The sequence below is a fragment of the Pseudonocardia oroxyli genome, assembly GCF_900102195.1.
Taxonomy (GTDB): Bacteria; Actinomycetota; Actinomycetes; order Mycobacteriales; family Pseudonocardiaceae; genus Pseudonocardia; species Pseudonocardia oroxyli.
Map to the genome: position 1 here is coordinate 98,024 of NZ_FNBE01000019.1, position 22,072 is coordinate 120,095.

Consider the following 22,072-nt stretch of genomic DNA (forward strand, 5'->3'; position numbering starts at 1 on the left):
CCCGGCCGAACGGCACGTCGAAAGAGGATCCGAGCAGACATGGCCTTCTCCGTCCAGATGCCCGCCCTCGGTGAGAGCGTCACCGAAGGCACCGTCACCCGCTGGCTCAAGGCCGAGGGTGACACCGTCGAGGTCGACGAGCCGTTGCTCGAGGTCTCCACCGACAAGGTCGACACCGAGATCCCCTCGCCCGTCGCGGGCACCCTGCAGAAGATCGTCGCGGGCGAGGACGAGACCGTCGAGGTCGGCGGCGAGCTCGCCGTGATCGGGGACGGCGGCGCGGACGAGGGCTCCGCCACCCCCGAGCCCGAGGCCGCCCCGGAACCCGAGGCGCAGGCCGAGCCGGAGCCCGAGCCGGAGCCCGCTCCGAAGGCCGAGGCCGCGCCGAAGAAGTCCGGCGGCGCCGGCACCCCGGTGACCATGCCCGAGCTGGGCGAGTCGGTCACCGAGGGCACCGTCACCCGCTGGCTCAAGCAGGTCGGCGACTCGGTCGCGGTCGACGAGCCGCTGCTCGAGGTCTCCACCGACAAGGTCGACACCGAGATCCCCTCGCCCGTCGCGGGCACCGTGCTCGAGCTGAGCGTGGCCGAGGACGACACCGTCGAGGTCGGCGGGCAGCTCGCCGTCATCGGGGACGCCGACGCCGCCCCGGCCGAGTCCGCGCCGGAGCCCGAGCCCGCTCCGAAGGCCGAGGAGAAGCCCGCCCCGAAGGCGGAGCCCAAGCCCGAGCCCACGCCCGAGCCCACGCCCGAGCCCAAGGCCGAGTCGAAGCCGGCGGAGAGCGCGCCCCCGGTCGACGCGACCCGCGAGGAGTCCCCCGCCGACGGTGGCGGCTCGACCCCGCCGTACGTCACGCCGCTGGTGCGCAAGCTCGCCCAGGAGCACGGCGTCGACCTCGACTCGCTCAAGGGCTCCGGCGTCGGCGGCCGGATCCGCAAGCAGGACGTCCTGGCCGCCGCCGAGGCCGCGAAGGCGCCTGCGCCCGCCGCGTCCGCCCCGGCCGCGCAGCCCGCCGCGGCGAGCAGCGCGCCGTCGGCGCCGTCTGCGCCCACCACGGTCCCGCAGCGCTCCGCCGATGGCCCGCAGCCGGGCACCACGGTGAAGATGCCGCGCCTGCGGCAGGTCATCGCCCAGCGGATGACGGACTCGCTGCGGATCTCGGCGCAGCTGACCACCGTGCAGGAGGTGGACGTCACCCGCATCGCCAAGCTGCGGGCACGGGCGAAGGACGACTTCCTGGCCCGCGAAGGCGTCAAGCTCACCTACCTGCCCTTCTTCGCGAAGGCCACCGTCGAGGCGCTGAAGGCCTTCCCGGCCGTCAACTCCTCGATCTCCGAGGACGGCAAGCAGGTCGAGTACCACGGCAACGTGCACCTCGCGATCGCCGTCGACACCCCGCGCGGACTGCTCGTCCCGGTCATCAAGAACGCCGAGGACCTGTCGCTGGCCGGGCTGGCCCGCAAGATCGCGGACGTCGCGGCGCGCACCCGCGCCAACAAGATCGGCCCGGACGAGCTGTCCGGCGGCACCTTCACGATCACGAACATCGGGTCCGCGGGCGCGCTGTTCGACACCCCGATCATCAACCAGCCGCAGGTCGCGATCCTGGGCACCGGGGCGATCGCCAAGGAGCCGAAGGTCGTGGCGGGGCCCGACGGTGAGGACGTCATCGCCGTCCGCTCGGTCTGCTACCTGCCGCTGACCTACGACCACCGCATCGTCGACGGCGCCGACGCGGGCCGCTTCGTCTCCGCGATCAAGGCGCGCCTCGAGGAGGGCGCCTTCGAGGCCGAGCTGGGTCTCTAGCCACGCCCACCCACGGCGCCGCCGATCCTCCGGGGTCGGCGGCGCCGTGCTGTCTTCCCGCTCCGGCAGGTGCCGCTCGGGCCGGGTGACGCTTGGGCCGGGTGCCGCTCGGGCCGGGTGACGCTCGGGACGCCCAAGCACCACCCAGCGACGCTTGGGACGCCCAAGCACCACCGGGCCCTGACGCTTGGGACGCCCAAGCACCACCGGGCCCTGACGCTTGGGACGCCCAAGCACCGCTCAGCGACGCTTGGGCGTCCCAAGCGTCACTCGGCCCGAGCGCCACCGCCCGAGCGCCACCGCCCGGCGCCACCGCCACGCGCCACCCGGCCCACCCGTCACCCGGCCGGGACCCGGAGTCGCGGGCCGGCGCGGGGTTCGGGAGGATCAACGCCGTGCGCGTCGTCGTCGCCGGTTCGTCCGGCCTGATCGGAACCGCTCTCGTCGCCGGCCTGCGGGAGTCGGGCCACGAGGTGCTGCGGCTCGTCCGCCGCACGCCCTCGGCCCCGGACGAACGCGGGTGGGACCCGCCGTCCGGCCGGATCGACGACGGGGCGCTCGACGGCGCGGACGTCGCCGTGAACCTCGGCGGGGTCGGGATCGCCGACCGGCCGTGGAGCGGCGCGCGCAGGCAGGCGATCCGCGACAGCCGGATCGTGCCCACCGAGGTGCTGGCCCAGGGGGTCGCCCAGGCGGGCGTGCCTGCGTTGGTCAGCGCGTCGGCCGTGGGCTTCTACGGCGATACCGGGCCGCAGGAGGTCGAGGAGGGCGCCCCGTCCGGCGAGGGCTTCCTCGCCGGGGTCTGTCGGGACTGGGAGGCGGCCACCGCGCCCGCCGCCGAGGCGGGCGCCCGGGTGGTGACGATCCGGACGGGTCTGGTCCTGTCGCCGTCCGGCGGGCTGCTCGCGCTGATGCGCCCGGTGTGGAAGTCCTTCCTGGGCGCGCGGATCGGCAGTGGCGAGCAGTACATGCCGTGGGTCTCGCTGGACGACGAGGTCGCGGGCCTGCGCTTCGCCGTCGAGACGCCGGCGTTGCGCGGCCCGGTGAACATGACCGGCCCCACCCCGGTGACGAATGCGGCGTTCACCCAGACGCTCGCCCAGGCCGTCGGGCGCCCCGCGCCGATGGTGATCCCCGGCGTGGTGGTGTCGACCCTGCTCGGCGACATGGGCCGCGAGCTGCTGCTGTTCAGCCAGCGAGCGGTGCCGCGCGCGCTGCTCGACGCCGGTTTCACCTTCCGCCACCCCACCCTTGCTGACGCACTGTCCGCAGCCGTGCACTGAGAGCGACACCTCGCTCACTCGATCGGGCTGATACGCCGAATGGTGGCGCGTGTCACCGCCGTCAGGAGCACGCTGAGCGACGGGAACGGACCGACGCCCCCGAGGCCGGACCCGCTTCCTGTCCGTTCGGCCCTCAGAGGTGTCTCGTGCCGTCCCTGCGCAGTGGCGCTGTCCTCGTCCTGACGGCGGTCCTGGCCGCCACCGTCCTGACCGCCGGTCCGGCCCTCGCCGCACCGGGAGCGGTCTCCGTCTCCGACGCCGACCTCAGACCGTGTGCCTCACCGACATCGGTCCCGCTCTGCTCGGTCACCTCGGGCGGCGGAACCGCCGCGGTGGTCGACGGCGCCACCGCCCAGTCCGGCGACGGCTACCTCCGGTTGTCGACTCCCGGCGCCGGCGACAAGGCCTACATCCGCGAGGTGCCGGGGCTGCCGCTCGGGCGGCTCGGCGACCTCGCCTACTCCACCTTCGTCGAGAAGGCGGTCGAGGGGAGGCCGAACCTCGCGCCGTCGTTCAACCTCGAGGTCACGTCCTCGAAGACCAGCCCGAAGGACGGCCTCCCGATGGGGTTCACCTCGCTGGCGTGGGAACCGATCTACCAACCCGCGACGGTCACGCCCGGGACGTGGCAGACCTGGACCCCGTCCACGCAGAAGGGCTGGTGGGCCTCCAAGGACGTGACGGCCACGGGCACCGAGAACCGGTTCGGCTTCACCACCTACACCGCGACGTTCGCCGACGTCGTCGCCGCGCTCGGGGCCGACGCGACCGTCTACTACGTCGAGATCAACCAGGGTTCCGGGGCCGGCGGGCTGCAGTCGGGGGTCGACCTCTTCCGGTACGGGGGCAAGACCTACGACTTCGAGAACCCGGCCACCGCCTCGGCCATCACCGCGAGCGCGGGGAACAACCAGTCGGCGGCGGCCGGGCAGCCCTTCCCCACCGCCCTGGCCGCGACGGTGACGGGGCGCAGCCGCCCCGTCCCCGGCACCCCGGTCGTCTTCCGGGTGACCGCGGGCAGCGCGAGCTTCCCGGGGGGCTCGCCGACCGCGTCGGCGACCACGGGCGCGACCGGCGTCGCGACCGCGCCGACGCTCACCGCGGGCCCCACCCCCGGCCCGGTCACGATCACCGCGACGGCCGGGTCGGGTGCGGCGACCGAGGCCGTCGTCAGCACCACGTTCTCGGCGACGGTCACCGCGCCGCCGCCCGCGGCGGTCACCGACCTGGCCGTGGCGGTGTCCGCGCCGCCGACGGGGCGCCCGGGGAACTCGTTCGTCGCGACGGTCAGGGTGACCAACAAGGGCGGCGCACCCGTGGCGAAGGCGTCGACGGTCGTCACGCTCACGGGCGGCCTGCTGGTGGTCTCGGCGCCCGACGCGGTCAAGCCCGCCGTCGGGACGAGCGTGACGATCCTCGACGGCCCGCTCGCTCCCGGAGCCACGGCCGTCCACCGGGTGACGGTGGTCGGCACCAGGGCGGGAACGGCCGGGCTGCAGACGGTCACCTCGGCCGCGGGCCCGGACGCGACCCCGGCGGACAACACCGCCACGGCCTCGGTGCGGCTCGGCTGAGACGTGCGCCGCGGCCGTGCCCGTACGGGTGCGGCCGCGGCGTAGGCTCGCCTGATGGGCCTCCGAGAACAACGCGGCCGGACCTGTCGCCGCTCCCCCAACCCGGTCCGGGTGGACCTGCTGGGCACGGTCGACTACCTCACCGCCTGGGACCTGCAGCGCGCCAACGCCGAGGCCCGCCGGGACGGTACCGGCCCGGACGTGCTGATGCTGCTGGAGCACCCGTCGGTCTACACCGCGGGCAAGCGCACCCGGCCCGAGGACCGGCCGACCGACGGCTCCCCGGTGATCGACGTCGACCGCGGCGGGCGGATCACCTGGCACGGGCCCGGCCAGCTCGTCGGGTACCCGATCGTGCAGCTGAGCGACCCGATCGACGTCGTCGACTACGTGCGGCGCCTCGAAGAGGCCATGATCGCGGTCTGCCACGGCCTGGGGGTCACGGCCGCGGGGCGGGTCGACGGACGCTCGGGCGTCTGGCTGCCCGCGGACGGCACCCGGCAGGAGCGCAAGATCTCCGCGATCGGCGTGCGCGTGCAGGGCGGGGTCACGCTGCACGGTTTCTCGCTGAACTGCGATCCCGACCTGGACGAGTTCGGCCGGATCGTCCCGTGCGGGATCTCCGACGCCGGCGTCACGTCGCTGTCGGCGGAGCTGGGCCGCCCGGTGTCGGTCGACTCCGTGCTCGCCGCCGCCACCGACGCGGTGCTGCGCGCTCTGGACGGGGCGCTGCCGGTCAGCGAGCACGTGGTGCCGCGGCGCACCGCAAGCGCCCCGGGGCTCGACCTGCAGCTACACCCCTCCCTGCACTAGGGGTGTCTGATGGATCTCCGCCGATCCCGCGGGCCGGCTGGAGATCCATCAGACCCCTAGCGCCGCAGCGATGTCGTCCAGGTGCTGGAGATCGGAGAGGTCCAGTACCTGCAGGTAGACGCGCGTGATCCCGGTGCGCTCCGCCCACGTGCCGAGCTTGTCGCGGACCTGCTCCGGGCTGCCCGCCAGTCCGTTCGCGACGAGCTCGGCGGGCTCGCGACCGATGGCGGCCGCCCGGCGGGCCAGGGTGGCGTCGTCGCCGACGCAGACGACCTGGGCGACCGACCGCACGATCTCCCGCGGGTCCCGGCCGCGCGCGGCGCAGGCCTCGTCGACCCGCTCGAACTGGGCGGACACGGCGTCGAGGTCCGAGAAGGCGACGTTGAACTCGGTGGCGAACCGGGCCGCGAGCCGCGGGGTCCGGGTGGGCCCGTGCCCGCCGACGATCACGGGGACCCGCGGCTGGACGGGCTTCGGGAGCGCGGGTGAGCCGGTGACCGTGTAGTGGTCGCCCGAGTACTCGTAGGTCCCCGGCGCGGCCCACAGCCCGGTGATGATCTCGAGCTGTTCCTCGAGCCGGTCGAACCGCTCCCCCAGCCGCGGGAACGGGATGCCGTAGGCGGCGTGCTCGGCCTCGAACCAGCCCGCGCCGAGCCCCAGCTCGACCCGACCGCCCGACATCTGGTCGACCTGCGCGACGGAGATCGCGAGCGGGCCGGGCAGGCGGAAGGTGGCGGAGGAGACGAGGGTGCCCAACCGGATCCGGGAGGTCTCGCGGGCGAGCCCGGCGAGGGTCAGCCAGGCGTCGGTGGGGCCGGGCAGGCCGTCGACGGATCCCATCGCCAGGTAGTGGTCGGAGCGGAAGAAAGCATCGAAACCGGCCGCCTCGGTCGCCCGGGCGACGCGGAGGAGGTCGGCGTACGAGGCGCCCTGCTGCGGTTCGGTGAAGATCCGGAGGTCCACGTCGGACGACGCTATCGTCCGCAGGCATGAGCCGCTGGACCGCCGCCGACGTCCCCGACCTGACCGGCCGGACCGTGCTGGTCACGGGCGCCACGAGCGGCCTGGGCCGCGCGACCGCGGAGATCCTCGCCGCGCGCGGCGCCCGGGTCCTGGCGACCGGGCGCGACGTGTCCCGCCTGCCCGCGGGCGTCGAGCCGGTCGAGCTGGACCTGGCCGACCAGGCCTCGGTGCGGGCAGCGGCCGCGGCGATCCGGGACCCGATCGACGTCCTGGTCAACAACGCCGGGGTGATGGGCACTCCGCCGACGTACACGGTCGACGGGTTCGAGCTGCAGATCGCCACGAACCACCTGGGCCCCGCGGCCCTGACCTGGCTGCTGTTGCCGCAGGTGACGCGGGTCGTGACCGTGTCGTCGCTGGCCCACCGGGGCGGCGGCCTCGACCCGGACGACCTGCACTTCCGCCGCAGGCCCTACCGGGCGTCGGTCGCCTACGCGCAGTCCAAGCTGGCGAACCTGCTGTTCACGGCGGAGCTCGCCCGGCACGGGGTGTTCGCGGTCGCGGCGCACCCCGGGCTGGCCGACACCGCCCTGCACGCGAACTCGCTGCGCCGCCGGGGGCTGGGCGGGCTCGCGCGCCCGGTCAACGCGGTGCTCTGCCAGCGCGTCGAGCGAGGGGTGCTGCCCCAGCTGTACGCGGCCGTCGGGCCGGTCGCGCCCGGCGACTACGTCGGCCCGCGCGGGCTCGGCGAGACCCGCGGGTACCCGGGCCCGGCCCGGCGCAGCGCGGCCGCGCAGGACCCCGCATTGGCCCGCAGGCTGTGGGACGCGACGGTGGCGGAGACGGGCGTCACGCCGGACCTCCGACCGGAGGTCGGCGAGGACACCGAAGCGTAGGCTGGCCGCCGTGACGATCGCTCCCGACGGCCGCAAGCTCCTTCGCCTCGAGGTCCGCAACGCCGAGACCCCGATCGAGCGCAAGCCCGAGTGGATCCGCACGAAGGCGCGCACGGGTCCGCAGTACACCGAGCTCAAGGGCCTGGTGCGCTCCGGGGGGCTGCACACCGTCTGCGAGGAGGCGGGCTGCCCCAACATCTACGAGTGCTGGGAGGACCGCGAGGCGACCTTCCTCATCGGCGGCGAGCAGTGCACCCGCCGGTGCGACTTCTGCCAGATCGACACCGGCAAGCCCGCCGACCTCGACCGGGACGAGCCGCGCCGGGTCGCCGAGTCGGTGGCCCAGATGGGGCTGCGGTACTCCACCGTCACCGGGGTGGCCCGGGACGACCTGGCCGACGGCGGGGCCTGGCTCTACGCCGAGACCGTCCGGCAGATCCACGCGATGAACCCCGGCACGGGCGTCGAGCTGCTGATCCCGGACTTCAACTCGATCGACGTCCAGCTCGACGAGGTGTTCGGCGCGCGCCCCGAGGTGCTCGCGCACAACCTGGAGACCGTGCCGCGGATCTTCAAGCGGATCCGCCCGGCGTTCCGCTACGAGCGCTCGCTCGAGGTGATCACCAAGGCCCGCGCGGCCGGGCTGGTGACCAAGTCCAACCTGATCCTGGGCATGGGCGAGACGCCCGACGAGGTCACCGAGGCGCTGGCCGACCTGCACGACGCGGGCTGCGAGATCATCACGATCACCCAGTACCTGCGGCCCTCCAAGCGCCACCACCCGGTGGAGCGCTGGGTCCGGCCCGAGGAGTTCGTGACGCACTCCGAGACCGCCGAGCAGATGGGCTTCGCCGGGGTGATGGCCGGTCCCCTGGTGCGCTCGTCGTACCGGGCCGGGCGGCTCTACGCCCAGACCGTGGCGCACCGCGGGGAGGAGCTGCCCGCGTCGCTGCAGCACCTCGCGGCGGAGGCGCCGGCCGCGCAGGAGGCGCGGTCGCTCCTCGCGCGCTCGTAGGCCGTATCCTGGCCCGCATGGCCGGCAAGCCCGACAAGGCAGAGAAGCAGCGCCTCAAGGCGGAGAAACGAGCGGCGTCCAAGCAGCGCCGCTCGCAGATCTGGCAGGCGTTCCAGATGCAGCGCAAGCAGGACAAGCTCCTGCTGCCGCTCATGATCGGGTCCGTCGTGGGCGCGGCGGTCGTCGCGTTCCTGATCGGCCTGATCTTCGGGATGTCCTGGATCTTCCTGCCGTTCGGCATCGCGATCGGCGCGCTCCTCGCGGTCTCGATCTTCGGGCGCCGCGTGCAGCGCAGCGTGTACTCGCAGGCGGACGGGCAGCCCGGTGCCGCGGGCTGGGCCCTGGACCAGCTGCGCGGGCAGTGGCGGGTCACCCAGGGCGTCGCCGGCAACACCCACCTCGACGCGGTGCACCGGGTCGTCGGGCGGCCCGGCGTGATCTTCGTGGCCGAGGGTGCGCCGCACCGGGTCAAGGCGCTGCTGGCGCAGGAGAAGAAGCGCACCGCGCGGGTCGTCGGCCAGACCCCGATCTACGACGTCATCGTGGGCCACGAGGAGGGCCAGGTCCCACTCAAGAGCCTGCAGCGGCACATGATGAAGCTGCCGCGCAACATCAGCGCCAACGAGATGGACAGCCTCGACGCCCGCCTGGCCGCCCTGGGCAACCGCGCCGCCGCCCTCCCCAAGGGCCCCATGCCGCAGGGCGCCAAGCTGCGGAGTGTGCAGCGCACCGTGCGCCGCCGCTGAGCTCTCCGCCGGGCGCTGCCGTGAGCTGACGCTTGCTGGGACGCGGAGCTGACGCTTGGGCGTCCCAAGCGTCGCTGAGCGGTGCTTGGGCGTCCCAAGCGTCAGGGGCGGCCGACGAAGTTATCCACAGGCCGGTCGATCCGCGTCCACGGTGGCCGGCGTCGGGTCATGATGCGCCGGTGCACCTGACCTCGTCGGACCGCGACCGCCTGCGCGGACTCTTCCCGGACGCTGTCGCCACGCGTTCGGAGTTGCTCGCCCTCGGGCTGTCCGCGTCGGCGATCACACGCAGCTGCCGCGTGGGCGGCCCGTGGCGCTCGCCCCTGCGCGGGATCGTGGTGCTGGCCGACACCGAGCCCACTCCCCGACAACGGGCCCGGGTGGCGCTGGCGCACGCCGGCGCGGCAGCGATGCTCACCGGTGGTGCAGCCCTCCGGATCCACGGACTGCGCCATCCGGTCGCCGACGGGCCGCAGACCGTGGTGCTCGTGCCCCACGAGCAGCACGTCACCGGGCGCGGTTTCGTCCAGGTGGTCCGGACCCGACGCATGCCGCCGCTCGTCCACCGCGACGGGCTCCGGCTCGCGCCTCCCGCGCGGGCGGTCGTCGACGCGACCTCCCTGCATCGAGAGTCGGACGCCGTCCGGGGCCTGTTCGCGGCGGCCGTCCACCAGCGCCTGTGCACCCCGGACCAGCTCGCGGAGGAGGTCGCGTCACGCCAACGGCCGTACACCGCACTCGCCCGCGAGGTCACTGCCGAGATCGCCGAGGGCATCCGGTCGGCCGCCGAGGCGTGGGCCAAGCGCGTCATCGAGCGCAGCGGGCTGCCCGCACCTCTGTGGAACGTGGCGCTCGAGAGCGCGGACGGGCGCCTGATCGGCGTGGTCGACGCCTGGTGGGAGGACGTCGGGCTGGCGTGGGAGATCGACTCGCGGGCCTGGCACATGAGCCCCGACGAGCACGACCGCGACACCCGGAAGCAGTCCGCGTTGGCCGCCGAGGGGATCCCGGTCGTGCGCACCCGGCCGTACCGCCTCCGCCGGGAGCCGGAGGCCGTCCTGGCCGAGCTCGCGTCCGCCCACCGCAACGCCGCCCGCCACACCCGCACCCCCGTCCGAGCGACACTCTGGCGCCCACCCGCACGCCGGGCCTGACGCTCCGGAGCCGCGCCGCCCCGACGCTCAGCTCGCCCGGGCTGCCGCGCCCTTCGTGACGCTCGGGACGCCCAAGCACCACTGACCGACGCTTGGGACGCCCAAGCACCACCGGCCCCGCACGACCGCCTGACGCTTGGGACGCCCAAGCGCCGCTCAGCGATGCTTGGGCGTCCCAAGCGTCAGCGGCCGGGGCGGGCGGGCCGGGGCGGGCGGCAGCGGGCCGGGCCCAGGCCACCCGCCTCAGGCGCGCGAGCGGATGACGATCGTGGCGCTCGCGCGGTCGTGCCAGCCTCGGCCGTCCTCGTCCCGAATCAGGGGCGGGATGACCAGGCCCAGCAGGATGGTGCGGGCCACGGCGCGGAAGCCCACGACCGCGGCCATGTCCACCCGCGCCACCCGGATGCCCACTGCGACCATCCCCGGCGTCATGCCGAACAGGGCCGTGGGCACGGCGGTGAGAACGGCCCACACCAGCCAGACCCACCAGCCGATGGCCGAGCCGCCCAGGGCGTCGAGCCCCAGGAAGCCGAGGGTCAGGGCGTAGGCGAGCAGCCAGTCCAGCGTGACGCCGGCGAGCCGCCTGCCGAACCCGGCGACCGCACCGACCCCGGACTCGGGCAGACCGAACCGCGCCCCGGGGTGTGACGTCCCCGATCCCGAGGGTGAACCCGGCGCTGAGGAGTCGAGGGATCCGGCCATGGCGTCTAGCCTAGTTGTCCCATGTGAGAGAGGTCGCGACATGGGCCAGTTAACGCCTGTGAAACCTACGAGATATGAGCGGGCAACACGGCCCCCCTAGCGTCGCGACCACTCCCCAGGAGCCGATCGAAGGAGCGACCCCAGCGTGTTCAGCAACTCCGAAGAGGTACTCAAGTACATCTCGGACGAGAAGGTCGAGTACGTCGACATCAGGTTCTGCGACCTGCCCGGCGTGATGCAGCACCTGACCGTCCCCGCCTCGACCGCAGGCGACCTGCTGGAGAACGGTGCCGCGTTCGACGGTTCGTCCGTCCGCGGCTTCCAGGCGATCAACGAGTCGGACATGGCCCTGCTGCCGGACTCCACCACCGCGCGCGTGGACCCGTTCCGCAAGCACAAGACGCTGAACATCAACTTCTTCGTGCACGACCCGATCACGGGTGAGCCGTACTCCCGTGACCCGCGGAACGTCGCCCGCAAGGCGGAGCAGTTCCTCGCGGCGTCGGGCATCGCGGACACCGCCTACATGGCGCCCGAGGCGGAGTTCTACATCTTCGACTCGATCCGCTTCGGCTCGAACCCGCACGAGACCTACCACCACATCGACTCCTCCGAGGGCTGGTGGAACACCGGCCGCGAGGAGGAGGGCGGCAACCTCGGCTACAAGGTCAACTACAAGGGCGGATACTTCCCCGTCCCGCCGGTGGACCACTACGCCGACCTGCGCGCCGACATCGTCACCGCGATGATCGAGTCCGGCTTCACCGTGGAGCGCGAGCACCACGAGGTCGGCACCGCGGGCCAGGCCGAGATCAACTACAAGTTCGACACCCTGCTCTCGGGTGCGGACGACCTGATGCTGTTCAAGTACATCGTCAAGAACGTGGCGTGGCAGCAGGGCAAGACCGCGACCTTCATGCCGAAGCCGCTCTTCGGCGACAACGGCTCGGGCATGCACGTGCACCAGTCGCTGTGGAAGGACGGTCAGCCGCTCTTCCACGACGAGTCCGGCTACGGCGGCCTCTCGGACACCGCGCGCTACTACATCGGCGGCCTGCTGCACCACGCGCCGTCGCTGCTGGCGTTCACCAACCCGACGGTGAACTCCTACCACCGCCTGGTCCCGGGCTTCGAGGCGCCGGTCAACCTGGTCTACTCGGCCCGCAACCGCTCGGCCTGCATCCGGATCCCGCTCTCGGGCGACTCCCCCAAGGCCAAGCGCATCGAGTTCCGCTGCCCCGACTCGTCCGGCAACCCGTACCTCGCCTTCTCGGCGATGCTGATGGCGGGCCTCGACGGCATCAAGAACAAGATCGAGCCGCCGGCCCCGGTCGACAAGGACCTCTACGAGCTGCCGCCCGAGGAGCTCAAGGACATCGCGCAGGTCCCGGCCTCGCTCGGCGCCGTCATCGACAAGCTCGAGGAGGACCACGACTACCTCCTCGAGGGCGGCGTGTTCACCCCGGACCTGATCGAGACCTGGATCAACTACAAGCGGGAGAACGAGATCGACCCGCTGCGGCTGCGCCCGCACCCCTACGAGTTCGCCCTGTACTACGACGTCTGATCCGCATCGACGCGGCCCGGCCTGCCTCGAACGCGGCCGAGTCGCGGCGGATCCGACGCCGACCTGGTGACGGCCCGTCCTCCCCTTCCGCGGGGTGGGCGGGCCGTCCCGCGTTCCGGGCCGCGGGTGACGCTTTGGCGGCCCAAGCGTCGCCGAGTGACGCTTGGGCGTCCCAAGCATCGCTTGGCGCCGGGTCACTGACGCTTGGGCGCCCCAAGCGTCGCTGAGTGGCACTTGGGCGTCCCAAGCGTCACTCGGTCGCCGCGTCGCTGACGCTTGGGACGCCCAAGCGTCGCTGAGCGGTGCTTGGGCGTCCCAAGCATCACTCCGCCCGCCTCACTGACGCTTGGGCGGCCCAAGCGTCGCTCCATGGCGCTTGGGCGTCCCAAGCGTCACTCAGAGGGTCTCGGGCAGGGTTTCGGGTCGGGGCCGGGTGAGCGCCACGCCCAGCAGGATCAGCGCCCCGCCCGCCAGCTGGATCACCGCGGGCACCTCGCCCAGCAGCAGCCAGCCCGCGAGCGCGGAGACCACGACCTCGAGCAGCGCGACGAGCGAGCCGCGCGCCGCCCCGATCCGGCGGATCGCGAAGATGCCGGTCAGGTAGGCCAACACGGTGGACACCAGTACCAGCAGCGCCGCGGTCACGACCCAGCCGAGGTTCGTCCCCGCGAGCACGACCTCCGCCGGTGTGGTCAGCACGATCGGCAGCAGCCCGACCGCCCCGAGCACGGCGACGACGACCGTCCCCACCGCCATGCCGACTCCCGCCAGCACGAGCGGCGGCGTCTGCGCCCCGGCACGGTCGGCGAGCAGGAAGTAGCTCGCCTGGCACACCGAGGCGGTGAGCCCCCACGCGAGGCCGGCGGGGGCGATCGCGGTGCCGGACCAGATCTGCACGACGAGCAGCAGACCGACGATGGCGATGCCCGCGCCGAGCAGGGTCCGCCGCGACGGCGGCTGCCGTCGCACCACCCACACCCACGCGATGACCAGCACCGGGCCGAGGTACTCCAGCAGCAGCGCGATGCTGACCGGCATGTACCGCACCGCGTTGAAGAACGCGACCTGCACACCCGCCATCGCGAGCAGGCCGTAGAGCAGCAGGGCGGGCGCGTCGTGCCGCACCGCCGCCACGACCCCCGGCCGCAGCACGGCGAGCAGGAGCAGCACGACGACCGCCGACCCGCCGATCCGCACGAGCGCGGTGCCCGCGGACGACCAGCCCGCGTCGATGAGCGCCTTGGCGAACGGCCCGGACAGCCCGAACGACAGCGCCGAGACCACGGCGAACGCGAGCCCGACAGAGGCCGCCCGCCCCGTCGTGTCGGTGCTCACCGCCCTGTCGCGGGCGACGCGGCGGTCGTCACTGCTCCGCGCCCGTGACGGCGACCAGGCCCGCGGCCTCGATCCCCGCGACGGCGGCGGCCTCGTCGTTCAGCGACAGATCCCCGGTGACGCCGACGGCGCCGAGCAGGGTGCCCTCGGCGTCCCGCACGAACACCCCGCCGGGCACGGACAGGATCTTCCCGCCCGCCAGGTTCGCGACGGAGGTGAAGAACTCGGGCGAGTCCGCGGCGCGCGCGGCGATGGCCCGGTTGGTCATGCCGAGGGCCAGCACGCCGCTGGCCTTGGCGGTGGCGAGGTCCGGGCGCAGGAAGCCGGAGCCGTCCTGGCGGGCGAGGGCGACGACCGCGCCGCCCGGGTCGAGGACGGCGACGGTCAGCGGGTTGAAGCCCTGCGCGGTGCCGTGCGCGAGCGCGGCGTCGACGATCGTGCGGGCCTGGTCGAGCGAGATGGTCACCCGCCCACCCTCTCAGACGGGTGCGGCCGCCGTGACCTCCGCGTCGTGCCGGGTCGAGGTCTCCCCACCCGCCGCCCAGGCCGCGACCGGTTCGCGCCCCGGGCCGTGGACGACGACGAGGTACTCCCCCGGCGCGGGCAACGCGACGGCGTAGCGGCCCTGCCCGTCGGTCCGGGTCCCGCCGAGCTGGGTGCCGGACGCGTCGAACACCACGACGGACGCGCCGCCCACCGGTGCGCCGTCCCCGCGGACCACGCCGTGCACGCCCGGCCCCGGCGCCACCTCGGGCGGCGGCTCGGGCAGCGGATCGGACGGCTCGGGAGGCGAGTCGGCCACGGCCTCCCGAGCGGGACTCGGGCGCTCGTCGTGGACGACTCTCGGGCCCGGAACGGCGGACTCGCGAGGCAGGGCGTCCGACTCGCGGGGGTGTCGGGTGAGGCGGGCGCGAAGGCGTTCGACCAGGACGTAGAGCACCGGGACCAGGACGAGGGTGAGCAGCGTCGAGCTGATCAGCCCGCCGATCACGACGACCGCCAGCGGTTGGGAGATGAACACGCCGCCGCCCGTGAGGCCCAACGACATCGGCAGCAGGGCCATGATCGTGGCCACGGCGGTCATGATGATCGGGCGCACGCGGTGGGCGGCGCCCTCGAGCACGGCGTCGATCAGCGGGCGGCCCGCCCGGCGGTGCTGGTTGACCAGGTCGATCAGCACGATCGCGTTCGTCACCACGATGCCGACGAGCATGAGCATGCCGATCAGCGCGGGCACCCCCAGCGGGGTCCCGGTGAGCAGCAGCAGCCCGATCGCGCCCGTCGCGGCGAAGGGCACCGAGACCAGCAGGATCAGCGGCTGCACGAGGCTGCGGAAGGTCACCACCATCACCAGGTAGACGACCGCGATGGCGGCGAGCAGGGCCAGCCCGAGCTGGGCGAACGCGTCGTCCTGCTGGGTGGAGACCCCGCCGATCTCCGCCGTCGCCCCCGCGGGCAGGGCGAGCCCGTCGAGTGTGGTGCGCAGGGACGCGGTGGCGGCGCCGACGTCGTCGCTCTCGGGGCGCGCGGTGATCGTGGCCGAGCGGGCTCCGTCGGTGTGCGAGACGGTGGGCGCGGTGGTGGTCTCGGTGACGGTGGCGACGTCCGCCAGCACGCCCCGGCCGACGGGCAGCGCGCGCAGGGCGGGCACGTCCGCGGGCGCCTCCCCGGTCCGGACGACGACGGTCTGCTCCACGCCGTCGATCGTCAGCCTGCCGATGGTCGTCCCCCGCAGCGCGGCGGCGACCGTCTGCCCGACCTGCGCCTCGGTCAGCCCGGCCCGGGCGGCGGCCTCCCGGTCGACCTGGACGTCGACGATGGGCTGGGCGGCGGCGAGGTCGTTGCGGACGTCCGAGACCCCGTCGATCCCGGCCACGGCCTGTTCGACCTGCGCCGCGGCCGCGGCGAGCACCTGCGGGTCCTGGGCGCGGACGGCGACCTGGAGGTCGTTCGAGCCGAGCCCGCCCTGGCCCGCCCCGACGGTCAGCTCGCCCACCCCGGTGAGCCCGGTGAAACGGTTGCGCAGGTCCTCCTGCACGGCGGTGGCGTCCGACCCGTCGGCGAGGGTGATCGAGAAGCGGGTGGCGGTGGAGCGCACCGGGCCGAACCCGCCGCCGCTGCCGCCGACGGTGACCTGGTAGCTCTGCACGCCGGGGGTGCTCCGCACGACGTCCTCGACGGTGCGCGCCGCCGCGTCCGCCTGCGGGAGCGCGGTGCCGGGCGGCATCTCCTGGCTGACCGAGACGGTGTCGCCGCCCGCGTCGCCGAGGAAGTTCGTGGTCAGACGCGGGACCAGGGCGAGAGTGCCGGCCAGGATCAGGACCGCGACCAGCAGCGACACCACCGGCCGCCGGACCGCGCCGCGGACGACCGGCACGTACGCCCGCTGCAGCGCGGTGGACTCCTTCTCGGGCCGCCGCGAGCCCCGCAGCACCACCGACGCCAGCACCGGCACCACGGTGAGCGACACCAGCAGCGAGGCCAGCAGCGCCGCCGTGACGGTCACGGCGAAGGGTCGGAACAGCTGCCCCACCTGCCCGCCGACCAACCCGATGGGGGCGAACACGGCGACCGTGGTGATCGTCGAGGCGGTGATCGCGCCCGCCACCTCGCGCACGGCGCCGACGACCACACCCGGCGTGGGCCGCCCCGTGCCGACGTGCCGCGTGATGTTCTCGATCACGACGATCGAGTCGTCCACCACCCGCCCGACGGCCACCGTCAGCGCGCCGAGCGTGAGGATGTTGAGGGTGTAGCCGCCCAGGTCCAGCACGATCATCGCGATCAGCACGGAGAGCGGGATCGACACCGCGGTGACGAGCGTGGCGCGCACGCTGAGCAGGAACAGCAGGATCACGATCACCGCGAAGGCCAGCCCGAGCAGGCCCTCGACGGTGAGGTCGTGTACGGACTGCTCGATGAACGGCGCCTGGTCGAACACCACCGTGACCTGCGCGTTCTGCGCGGAGCCGCCGAGGGCGTCCGCAATCTGGGCCAGCGTGTCGCGGACCTCGCCGGAGACGGCCACGGTGTTGGCGTCCAGCGTCTTGACGACCCCGATGCCGATGCTGGGCTCGCCGTTGCTGCGGGTGTAGCCGGTGGCGGGGGCGGGCTGGGAGGTGACCGTCGCGATGTCGCCGAGCCGGACGGGCGCGGTGGGCGCGGTCGGCACGGTGGGCGCGGCCACCGGGGCGCCCCCGGCGGCTCCCGCGGCCCCGGCACCGGTGGGTGCGGCGGCGGACCCGCCCACGTACAGGTCGGCGACCTGCTCGACCGAGGTGATCGGCGTCCCCACCTCGACGGTCAGCGGGTTCGTGTCGGGGGTCAGCTGCCCCGCGGGCACCCGCACGCCGTTGGCCTGCAGCACCGACGAGATCGACGCCACCGAGACGCCGCGGGCCGCGGCGGCGGCCGGGTCGACGTCGATCACGATCTGCTCGTCCGCCAGCCCGGACAGGGTCGCCGACGACACGCCGTCGAGCCCCTGCAGGAGGGGCTGGACATCTGAGCGGAGGATCTCGGCGATCCGGTCGGCGCCGAGGTTCGAGGACACCGCGAGCTGCACGACCGGGATCGAGTCGATGCCGCCGGTGACCACCTGCGGGGTGACGTCCGCGGGCAGCGAGACCCCCTGCACCGCGCGCTGGACCTGCGCGGTGAGCGCGTCGAGGTCGGTGCCGTACTCGAGCTGCAGGGTGACCACGCTCGACCCGGTGGTGCTGGTCGAGCTCGTGCCGGTGACCCCGGCGAGCGACCCGACCGCCTGCTCGACGGGCGTGGTCACCTGCTGCTCGACGACGTCCGGTGAGGCGCCCGGGTAGGGCGTCACCACCGTGGCGACCGGGGAGTCGAGGGACGGGAAGAGCTCCTGGCGCAGCGACGTGGTGCTCAGGACGCCGAAGGCGACGAGCAGGACGGTCACGAGCCCGACGAGGGCACGGTTGCGCAGGCTGAGGCGGGCGAGCCAGGTCACGCGGGGATGTAAACCGCTCGCCCGCCCCGGAGGGAAATCCCCGGCTGAGGGAAGGCTGTGGATCAGGCCGCGGGAGTGAGCGCGAACACCGGGATGGTGCGGATGCCCTCGGTCTTCTCGGCGTAGTCGCCGAAGCCGGGTGCCGCAGCGACGATCCGCTCGTAGGCGGCATCGCGGTCGGGGCCGGTGAGCTCCTCGGCGCGCACGGTGAGCGGCGTCACGCCACCCGAGGCCTTGCCCAGCTCGACTTCGATCTCGGGGTGCGCCTTGACGTTGTGGTACCAGGCCGGGTGGCTCGGCGCGCCCGCCGCGGACGCGACGATCAGGTAGGTGTCGCCGTCGGTGAAGTACACCAGCGGCGTGGTCCGCACGGTGCCGGACTTGGCGCCCTTGTGGTGCACCAGGATCATGTCGGCGCCCTCGAAGGGCGGGCCGACCTTGCCGTCGTTCTCCTTGAACTCGCGGATGACTCGACTGTTGAAGTCCTCGGGCACTGCGCTCTCTCCCTGCTAGACGAACACGATCCAGGCCGCGGCCACGAGAGCCGCGGTGCCGATCACACCGAACAGTCCGGTCCAGAGGCCACCCGGGACCCCGGTGATCGCGGCGAGCTGGTCGGCGTCCGAGGTCCGGGTGCGGCGCCTGCGCCGGGAGCGGGCCAGCTCGCGCACCGCCCGCAGCCCGCCGAACAGCAGGAACCAGCACAGCGCGGCGGCGAACCCGGCCTGCCACTCGGCGGGTGCCCACCACGCGACCCCGCCGAACACACCCCCGGTGACCAGCACGGCGAAGGCCCCGAACAGGTTGCGGACGGAGACGAGCGTGGCCACGAGCAGCGCGACGCCGAGCCACAGCAGCACGTCCGGGTGGCCCGCGGCGACCAGCGCCGCACCCCCGAGCCCGAGCAGCGGCGGGAAGACGTACCCGGCCAGGAACATCAGCACGACGCCCGGGCCGCGGCCCGCGCCCGTCGAATGGGTGACCCCGGAGGTGTCCGCGTGCAGCCGGATGCCGGTCAGCCCGCGCCCGACCAGCACCGCGACGACGGCGTGCCCGCCCTCGTGCGCGATCGTCACGACCGTGCGGGTCAGCCGCCAGGTGAGGCTCCACAGCACCACGACCAACGCGGCGCCCGCCGCGGCCAGCTCGGCGGGACGTTCGGTCAGCAGGGCCTCGACCACGCGCCCGAGTCTGTCAGCCCACGAACTCCGCGGTGAGCGCGAGGGCCTCGTCGATCCCCCCGTCGACGCCGCGGCACAGGTACATCAGCTCCACGAACGCGTCGGTGAACCCGGCCTCCGCCGCCGACCCGAGCGCGTCCCGGATCAGCTCCACGGACATGCCGGCGACCGCGTTGACCCGCAGGAACGCCGGCGGCCTTCCGAGGGAGTCCCAGAGCCCCACGAGCCCGTCGAGCGGCTGCCCGGGCACCATCGCGGGCAGCCAGCCCGCGCCCCGCGCCGCGATGCGGGCGAACGACCGCGGCGCCCAGCCGCCGAGATAGACGCCGATGCCGTGCGGCTTCAGGTCGACGTGGGCGGGGGCGATCTCGGTGTGCTTCCCGACGAAGGAGACCGGGTCGCCGGTGGTCCACACGTCGAGGACGTCGAGGAACTCGTCGAGCCGGGCGCCGCGCTCGGCCATCGGGCTGCCGACGGCCTCGGCCTCCTCCGGCGACCAGCCCAGACCCAGCCCGAGCACCAGCCGTCCACCGCTGAGCCGGTCGAGGGACAGCGCGGTGCGGGCGAGGATCGCGGGCGGGTACCAGGGGGCGTTGAGCGTGCTCGTGCCGAGCCGCGCCGTGGTCGTCGCCGCCGCGGCCGCCGCGAGCAGGACCACGGGGTCCAGGCTGCGCCGGAACTCCGCGGGCACGTGGTCGAGGCCGGGATAGTTGACCCGCGGCTCCACCGCGGCGAGCAGCCGGTCGCCCGTCCACAGGCTGGCGGCGCCGAGCGCCTCCGCCTCGCGCGCGAACCGCGCGATCTCCCCCACCTCCTCTGCCTGGTCACCGAACTGCGGAAGAGTGACACCGATTCGCACTTGACCCTCCAGTCGCTGGAACCCGGAAGGTACCTATCCGTGCTTGAGGAAAGCTTGGTGACGATCGGCAGGCTGGCCCGCCGCAGCGGAGTGCCCGTCCGGACCATCCGGTTCTGGTCGGACTCCGGGGTGCTGCCGGAGAGCGACCGGTCGCCGTCGGGCTACCGCATGTACGACGCGTCCGCCGTGGCCCGGCTCGATCTCGTGCGCACCCTGCGCGAGCTCGGGATGGGGCTCGACGACGTCCGCGCGGTCCTCGCCGAGAAGACGGACCTCGCGGAGGTGGCCGCCGCCCATGTGGCGGCCATCGACGACCGGATCCGCTCGCTGCGGGTGCAGCGTGCCGTGTGCACGCTGCTGGCCCGCGGCGGGCACACGACCGAGGAGCTGAGACTGATGAACGACCTGACCCGACTGTCCGCCGAGGACCGCCAGCGCATGATCGACGAGTTCGTCGCGGAGGCCTTCGCCGGCATCGACGACGACGCCCCCGGCGCCGGGATCGCGCGCGCCATGCGGGCGCTGCCACCGGAGCTGCCCGACGAACCCACGACCGCCCAGGTGGAGGCCTGGGTGGAGCTGGCCGACCTGGTCGCCGACCCCGCCTTCAAGGCGCGGGTGCGGGAGATGGCCGTCGCCGGGGCGAACCGCACCGAGCGCGAGGAGACACTCGACCCGCAGGCGGTGATCGCGCACGCGGGCCCGGCCCAGGCGGCGGGCCTCGACCCCGCGGGAGCCGAGGGGCAGCAGGTGGCGACCCGGATCGTCGGGGAGCTGCCGGTCGCGGAGGCGCACGAGATGGCCGACATGATCCGGACCTTCACCGACGTCCGGGTGGAGCGGTACTGGACGCTGCTGTGCATCCTCCAGGACCGCGAGCCCTACCCGCTGGGAGCGCCGGCGTTCGAATGGCTCGCCGACGCACTGGCCGCGCGGTCCTGATGCGTGGGCGGTGATGCGTGGGCGGTGACGCTTGGGCGGTGACGCGTGGGCGGTGACGCTTGGGCGTCCCAAGCGTCGCTCAGCGGTGCTTGGGCGTCCCAAGCGTCAGCGGGCGCGGCGGGGCGGTGACGCTTGGGCGTCCCAAGCGTCGCTCAGCGGTGCTTGGGCGTCCCAAGCGTCAGGGGGCAGCGGGCGGCTGTGCGAGCCGGGATCAGCAGAAGGTCACGTCGGCTCGGTGTTCAGCTGGAAGTGCAGGTGGGGCGCCGTCGAGTTGCCGGAGCTGCCGATGTGGCCCAGCACGTCGCCCTGCTTCACCTGCTGCCCCGTCTGCACGGCGACCGAGCCCTGCTTGAAGTGCGCGTACAACGCGTACCGACCGGGCGCGATCATGAGCGTGACGTGGTTGCCCACGGTCTCGACGATGGGCGGGACCGGCGGCGGCGCGGGCAGCGAGGTGGTGTCGGCGAAGCCGTCGGTGGCGTCGACGACCACCCCGTCGGCGACGGCGATCGCGGGCTGGTCGTAGGCGAGGAAGTTCGTGATCTGTGAGGGGTCGTCCACCCAGGCGCGGTGCTGGTCGTCGAGCAGGTACCAGTCGATGGCGTAGCGCTGCGGCACGAGGATCCGGCCGTCGATCGGCGCGAGGCCGCGGCGGTGGTGGGTGTTGTCGACGCAGCAGCCGTCGCTGGCATACCAGGGCCCGCCCCGCAGCGGCGGGCCGAGCACGGGCGCGGTGCTCACGGCCACCGTGCCGGTGTCGACCTCGACGGCCGGGCCGCCCCCGATCGAGGCCGTGACCCGGTGGGTCAGCGAGTCGGGGGCGGCCCTGTCGAACAGGACGTCGAGCCAGACCACGCCGACGCCGGACGCGGGGATCGGCGTCACGGGCGCGGCCGGGTCGCCGTTGGCCGGGTCCGCGGACTGCTCGGCGAGCAGGGTGCTCTGTGCGGCCAGCCGCGGGCCGGTCAGTGAGTCGACGACCCGGTCGCCTGCCAGGACGTCGACCTTCTCGACGGTCACCGGGGCGGGCGTCGCGTTGGTGAGCAGCAGCTCGTAGGTGACGTGGGTCTTGCCGTCGGTGCCCACGACGGGGGCGGGCGTGGTCACGATGGCGCCCGCGAGCGGGGTGAAGCGGGTGGTGGGCGCGATCCCACCCTTCGGCACCTCGGGCGGCTGCAGCGCGGGCTCGACGGGCGCGGCCGCGCACCCCGCGGTGGCGGTCAGCACGAGGGCGGCGATGAGCCCGAAACGACGAACGGACAT

General features: G+C 73.8%; 19 protein-coding genes. 10 read left to right on the forward strand and 9 right to left on the reverse strand.

Annotated features, from left to right (window positions below; genetic code table 11):
- Positions 1 to 39: 39 nt before the first annotated feature.
- The 4 genes from sucB (at position 40) to lipB (ending at position 5,476) form a co-directional block, all read left to right on the forward strand.
- Positions 40 to 1,806, forward strand: a complete 1,767-nt coding sequence (sucB, locus tag BLS43_RS24825) for a 2-oxoglutarate dehydrogenase, E2 component, dihydrolipoamide succinyltransferase (protein WP_093089109.1) — start codon at positions 40 to 42, stop codon at positions 1,804 to 1,806.
- A gap of 395 nt (positions 1,807 to 2,201) precedes the next feature.
- Positions 2,202 to 3,089: a TIGR01777 family oxidoreductase gene (locus BLS43_RS24830; RefSeq protein ID WP_176921525.1), complete on the forward strand. Its 888-nt coding sequence runs from the start codon at positions 2,202 to 2,204 to the stop codon at positions 3,087 to 3,089.
- Between the two features lie 146 nt (positions 3,090 to 3,235).
- Positions 3,236 to 4,663 (forward strand): hypothetical protein, encoded by a 1,428-nt coding sequence (locus BLS43_RS30215; protein ID WP_176921526.1) that lies wholly within the window; start codon positions 3,236 to 3,238, stop codon positions 4,661 to 4,663.
- Between the two features lie 54 nt (positions 4,664 to 4,717).
- A complete protein-coding gene (lipB, locus tag BLS43_RS24840; protein ID WP_093089110.1) occupies positions 4,718 to 5,476 on the forward strand; it encodes a lipoyl(octanoyl) transferase LipB in 759 nt (252 codons plus the stop codon).
- A 48-nt stretch (positions 5,477 to 5,524) separates the two neighbouring features.
- Here lipB and BLS43_RS24845 read toward each other — a convergent pair whose 3' ends face one another.
- Complete coding sequence (locus BLS43_RS24845; RefSeq protein WP_093089111.1) at positions 5,525 to 6,439, reverse strand: LLM class F420-dependent oxidoreductase; 915 nt, start codon at positions 6,437 to 6,439, stop codon at positions 5,525 to 5,527.
- Positions 6,440 to 6,465: 26 nt separating this feature from the next.
- Here BLS43_RS24845 and BLS43_RS24850 point away from each other — a divergent pair, with 26 nt between their 5' ends.
- The 4 genes from BLS43_RS24850 (at position 6,466) to BLS43_RS24865 (ending at position 10,250) form a co-directional block, all read left to right on the forward strand.
- Positions 6,466 to 7,335, forward strand: coding sequence for an SDR family NAD(P)-dependent oxidoreductase (locus BLS43_RS24850; RefSeq protein WP_093089112.1), 870 nt, complete (start codon positions 6,466 to 6,468; stop codon positions 7,333 to 7,335).
- Between the two features lie 10 nt (positions 7,336 to 7,345).
- Positions 7,346 to 8,350 carry a lipoyl synthase gene (lipA, locus tag BLS43_RS24855; protein ID WP_093089113.1) on the forward strand — a complete coding sequence of 335 codons (1,005 nt, stop codon included), beginning with the start codon at positions 7,346 to 7,348 and terminating at the stop codon, positions 8,348 to 8,350.
- A 17-nt stretch (positions 8,351 to 8,367) separates the two neighbouring features.
- Positions 8,368 to 9,096 (forward strand): DUF4191 domain-containing protein, encoded by a 729-nt coding sequence (locus BLS43_RS24860; protein WP_093089114.1) that lies wholly within the window; start codon positions 8,368 to 8,370, stop codon positions 9,094 to 9,096.
- A gap of 179 nt (positions 9,097 to 9,275) precedes the next feature.
- Complete coding sequence (locus BLS43_RS24865) at positions 9,276 to 10,250, forward strand: hypothetical protein (protein WP_093089115.1); 975 nt, start codon at positions 9,276 to 9,278, stop codon at positions 10,248 to 10,250.
- Positions 10,251 to 10,493: 243 nt separating this feature from the next.
- Here BLS43_RS24865 and BLS43_RS24870 read toward each other — a convergent pair whose 3' ends face one another.
- Positions 10,494 to 10,952, reverse strand: a complete 459-nt coding sequence (locus BLS43_RS24870; protein WP_093089116.1) for an RDD family protein — start codon at positions 10,950 to 10,952, stop codon at positions 10,494 to 10,496.
- Positions 10,953 to 11,097: 145 nt separating this feature from the next.
- Here BLS43_RS24870 and glnA point away from each other — a divergent pair, with 145 nt between their 5' ends.
- The gene (glnA, locus tag BLS43_RS24875; protein WP_093089117.1) at positions 11,098 to 12,519 is read left to right on the forward strand and encodes a type I glutamate--ammonia ligase; all 1,422 of its coding nucleotides are present in this window, start codon (positions 11,098 to 11,100) and stop codon (positions 12,517 to 12,519) included.
- A 396-nt stretch (positions 12,520 to 12,915) separates the two neighbouring features.
- On the opposite strand, the gene BLS43_RS24880 is transcribed toward glnA, so the two are convergent.
- The 6 genes from BLS43_RS24880 to BLS43_RS24905 form a co-directional block, all read right to left on the reverse strand.
- Positions 12,916 to 13,854: an EamA family transporter gene (locus BLS43_RS24880; RefSeq protein ID WP_093089118.1), complete on the reverse strand. Its 939-nt coding sequence runs from the start codon at positions 13,852 to 13,854 to the stop codon at positions 12,916 to 12,918.
- A 28-nt stretch (positions 13,855 to 13,882) separates the two neighbouring features.
- Positions 13,883 to 14,320, reverse strand: a complete 438-nt coding sequence (locus tag BLS43_RS24885; RefSeq protein WP_093089119.1) for a GlcG/HbpS family heme-binding protein — start codon at positions 14,318 to 14,320, stop codon at positions 13,883 to 13,885.
- A 12-nt stretch (positions 14,321 to 14,332) separates the two neighbouring features.
- The gene (locus BLS43_RS24890; protein WP_093089120.1) at positions 14,333 to 17,827 is read right to left on the reverse strand and encodes an efflux RND transporter permease subunit; all 3,495 of its coding nucleotides are present in this window, start codon (positions 17,825 to 17,827) and stop codon (positions 14,333 to 14,335) included.
- A 62-nt stretch (positions 17,828 to 17,889) separates the two neighbouring features.
- Positions 17,890 to 18,321 carry a nitroreductase family deazaflavin-dependent oxidoreductase gene (locus BLS43_RS24895; RefSeq protein ID WP_093089121.1) on the reverse strand — a complete coding sequence of 144 codons (432 nt, stop codon included), beginning with the start codon at positions 18,319 to 18,321 and terminating at the stop codon, positions 17,890 to 17,892.
- A gap of 15 nt (positions 18,322 to 18,336) precedes the next feature.
- Complete coding sequence (locus BLS43_RS24900) at positions 18,337 to 19,008, reverse strand: M50 family metallopeptidase (RefSeq protein WP_093089122.1); 672 nt, start codon at positions 19,006 to 19,008, stop codon at positions 18,337 to 18,339.
- A 13-nt stretch (positions 19,009 to 19,021) separates the two neighbouring features.
- Positions 19,022 to 19,867 carry a TIGR03619 family F420-dependent LLM class oxidoreductase gene (locus tag BLS43_RS24905; protein ID WP_093089123.1) on the reverse strand — a complete coding sequence of 282 codons (846 nt, stop codon included), beginning with the start codon at positions 19,865 to 19,867 and terminating at the stop codon, positions 19,022 to 19,024.
- 39 nt (positions 19,868 to 19,906) lie between these two features.
- Here BLS43_RS24905 and BLS43_RS24910 point away from each other — a divergent pair, with 39 nt between their 5' ends.
- Positions 19,907 to 20,809, forward strand: a complete 903-nt coding sequence (locus tag BLS43_RS24910; protein WP_093089124.1) for a helix-turn-helix domain-containing protein — start codon at positions 19,907 to 19,909, stop codon at positions 20,807 to 20,809.
- Between the two features lie 222 nt (positions 20,810 to 21,031).
- On the opposite strand, the gene BLS43_RS24915 is transcribed toward BLS43_RS24910, so the two are convergent.
- Complete coding sequence (locus BLS43_RS24915) at positions 21,032 to 22,072, reverse strand: M23 family metallopeptidase (protein WP_093089125.1); 1,041 nt, start codon at positions 22,070 to 22,072, stop codon at positions 21,032 to 21,034.